The organism is uncultured Thermosynechococcus sp. (genome assembly GCF_937958135.1).
In the GTDB taxonomy this organism is placed as follows: Bacteria; Cyanobacteriota; Cyanobacteriia; order Thermosynechococcales; family Thermosynechococcaceae; genus Thermosynechococcus.
On the sequence record NZ_CALGOG010000101.1, the window covers coordinates 1 to 3,195 of the forward strand.

The 3,195-nt window shown below is 51.6% G+C and carries 2 protein-coding genes and 2 pseudogenes; 3 read left to right on the forward strand and 1 reads right to left on the reverse strand.

The window, feature by feature from the left end; translation table 11 throughout:
* Positions 1–266 precede the first annotated feature (266 nt).
* Entirely contained in the window at positions 267–1,376 is a 1,110-nt protein-coding gene (gene dnaN, locus Q0711_RS11280) for a DNA polymerase III subunit beta (RefSeq protein ID WP_298616165.1), read from the forward strand.
* On the opposite strand, the gene Q0711_RS11285 is transcribed toward dnaN, so the two are convergent.
* Positions 1,373–2,005, reverse strand: a complete 633-nt coding sequence (locus Q0711_RS11285; RefSeq protein WP_298616168.1) for a CPP1-like family protein — start codon at positions 2,003–2,005, stop codon at positions 1,373–1,375. The two genes, dnaN and Q0711_RS11285, sit on opposite strands and share 4 nt — an antisense overlap.
* A 478-nt stretch (positions 2,006–2,483) precedes the next feature.
* On the opposite strand from Q0711_RS11285, the pseudogene Q0711_RS11290 reads away from it, so the two are divergent.
* Both Q0711_RS11290 and Q0711_RS11295 read left to right on the forward strand, forming a co-directional pair.
* Positions 2,484–2,639 (forward strand): annotated as a pseudogene (locus tag Q0711_RS11290) (ferredoxin:protochlorophyllide reductase (ATP-dependent) iron-sulfur ATP-binding protein); the annotation flags it as partial.
* Positions 2,640–2,693: 54 nt separating this feature from the next.
* Positions 2,694–3,195, forward strand: a pseudogene (locus Q0711_RS11295) (nitrogenase component 1); the annotation flags it as partial.

Genomic DNA, 3,195 nt, shown 5'->3' on the forward strand with positions numbered 1-3,195 from the left:
ACACCCCCGCCAGAACCTCTCCAGGGGCATTTTCAGCACTGTCCGCCCGACAGCGCTTCTCGAATATTATAACCTTTAGTCGCTTCTAATGTCACTTAGCCGCCGCTTCACCACCCCCCAAGCCTGCGGCTATGGGCGGAGCACTGCGACGGATTTTGGTAGAGGGCCGTAGTATGCTAGAGAATCGGCCAATTCATGAGTTGTTTTGGCGATCGCCCCTTTGAACTGACATCCTAAGTTTAGCTGCATCTGCCGTGGAGTTTGCCATGAAAGTTGTTTGTTCACAATCCCTTCTCAACAGTAAGCTTGCCCCCCTGAGTCGCGTTGCCCCCAGCAATCCCTCCCACCCGATTTTGGCAAATATTCTCTTGCAAGCCAAAGGTGGCCGCCTTGGCCTCTCGGTCTTTGATCTCAGTTTGGGCATGCAAATCTGGCTTGATGCAGCGGTGAAGGTGCCGGGGGCAATCACCGTTTCCGCCAAGCTCTTTAGTGAGATGGTGTCGCGGATGCCCAACCGCGACATTGAAATTACGGCGGAAGACACGCGAGTGATCCTCGACTACGGCAGTGGTTTTTTTGAAATTCAGGGGATGAGCGCTGAGGAATTTCCCTCCTTGCCGACGTTAGACAATGTGACACCCATCACCTTGACGGCAGAGGCATTGCGGCGTGGCCTTCAGGGGAGTTTGTTTGCTGCCAGTACTGATGAGACCAAACAAATTCTCACGGGGTTGCACGTGACCTTTGAAGTGGATCGGCTGGAGTTTGCCGCTACCGATGGCCACCGCCTTGCCGTTACCGTAACAGAACAGCCGGTTCCGGAAGCCCTCTCCCCCATCACAATTCCAGCCAAGTCCCTCAAGGACTTAGAGCGCCTCATGGCCAAACAAGACGGCGATGTGACCCTGCGCTGTGACCCGACCCAAGTAGTGTTTGATATTGGCAATGATGCTCGCATTACCAGCCGTCTGCTGGAGGGGCAATACCCCAATTACCGCCAACTCATTCCCAAAACCTTTGCGCGTCAAGTCACGCTGGCGCGATCCGAGTTTGCCGATGCCCTCGAGCGAGTAGCCATCCTTGCGGCTCAGAGGAATAATATCGTTAAAATCAACATTGATGCGGCTGCTCAAGAACTCAAACTTTCTGCCGAAGCGCCCCAACTGGGAAGTGGTGAAGAGAATCTACCGGCTCAGATTTCCGGTGAGGCGATGGAAGTGGCCTTCAATGTCAGATACCTCCTTGAAGGACTAAAGGTCATGAATAGCTCAGAGGTACAACTTCAACTCAACGGCGAAACTCAGCCGGCGATTATTCGCCCCTTAGGGGAAGCGCAGATGAAATACTTGGTGATGCCGATCCAAATTCGCAGTTAGCGCAGGAAGTTGCTGGTGAGCCAAAAGCTGACAAAAACGCCAATACCCACCAGTTGATCTACATTGGGGGGCATGCCGGGCAGACCAAGCGGGTGAATGCCCACGGCAATCACGGTGCCCAAAATCAGGGCAAGGAGGGTGATTAAAAAGGCACGACCAAGGCGTTGTTCCTTGCGCTGGAGCCACACCAGGTTAAAGCCAAGTCCCAGTGATAGCACCAAGGCTAAGGTGTCGGCGTTCGCCTGAGATAGCCCGATCGCCATTAAGAGGCCATAGACCGTTGAGGTAATGGTAATGCCCCGCAGACTGGGAGTATCTAGCTGCTGCTGCCACCATTGGAAAGCAGGATGCTGCGCAATTGGGTTGAGCTTAGCTGGCGCTACTTCATTGAGTTGCTCAGCATAACGAATGCGCTCAGGAACTTTGATCTTGCCCTCTTGGCGTTGCCGCAGCCGATCCATCAAAATCGCATCGTAGGCTGCTTCAATTTCGGTGCGCTGTCGTTCATCCCCAGCGTGAGCTGCTAATAGCGCATCCCGCGCTTCCTTAATTTGCTCAAAAGAAGCGTCTTCTGGCACCTGCAGCTTTTCGTAGGGGTTGTCACTCATGGCAAATTGATCTTTGTTCATTGGCCATTCTTACGGGCAGTATCAACAGCGGTCTAAGGCTAGCCTACAGCTTTTTCCTAACAATGGCGCATCTTTTCAGCACCCCATCCTGCTCATGCAGACCGATGGCAGAGAAAAACGCTGTGGCAGCATCGCCTCCCCTCAAATTCTAGCGACTTCCTGAGGAAAACGAGAGCAACTGGCGCAGATGGGCACGATTAAAGGGATACCACCGCCTAAATTGTAACAAATCATTTACTTTCGAGATTTTTAATGATTCTTTACAACAATGTGGGCGATCGCCCCCTAGGGGAAGAGTTTCTTTTTTCAGATTTCTTTTGACGCGATCGCTAGATAGACAAATTTTAGCTTTAGATGCAATTGAGTAGGAAATGGCTTCGCGAGGAGAACTTTTGTATTTTTGTTTTATTGAAGTACAAAACTAACAAGAACTAAAACTGATTTTTCAAAAACAAGTTACCTTCTCAACTATGTCTGTTATGTCTGTAACTACTACTCGAACATTGCCGATCAAATTCTGGCTCGGCCTGAAGGAGTGGTACCCAAGGATGCCCCTGATCGCGACCTCTTTGCCTTGCTGTCCGACTTCTATCTCAATCCACAAGGAGCAGAACGCCCACTGGCAGCAGTCTAAACCTCTCCCAGAATACTCCACGGAACCCCTTGGCTGGAGTGAGTATGAATCCTAGCCGAACCCCGCTATGCTATGGCAGAGTTAGAAGAGGGAGACATTCCGGCGCAACTCAATGACTACGAAGACTTAAAGCGCCTCTGCCTGCAAATTAGGCGCGATCGCAACCCCAGTGTCATTCTTTGGATTGGCACCTGCACGACTGAAATCATCAAAATGGATTTAGAGGGACTCGCCCCCAAACTAGAAGCCAAATCGGCATTCCCATTGTCGTTGCCCCTGCCAACGGTCTCGACTACGCCTTTACCCAAGGAGAAGATACGATGCCAGCAGCCATGGCTGCCCGCCTACAGCAGTGAGTGATCCAGAAGAACGCAACCCCATCCAACGGCATCCCCTACCTACAATTATTGAAAAACCCGATAACTACAATTAGCTTCAGCGGATTAAGGCGCTCCAACCCGACCTTGTGATTACTGGCATGGCTCATGCCAATCCCCTCGAAGCCCGTGGCATCAGCACTAAGTGGTCGGGGGAGTTCACGTTTGCCCAAATCCAT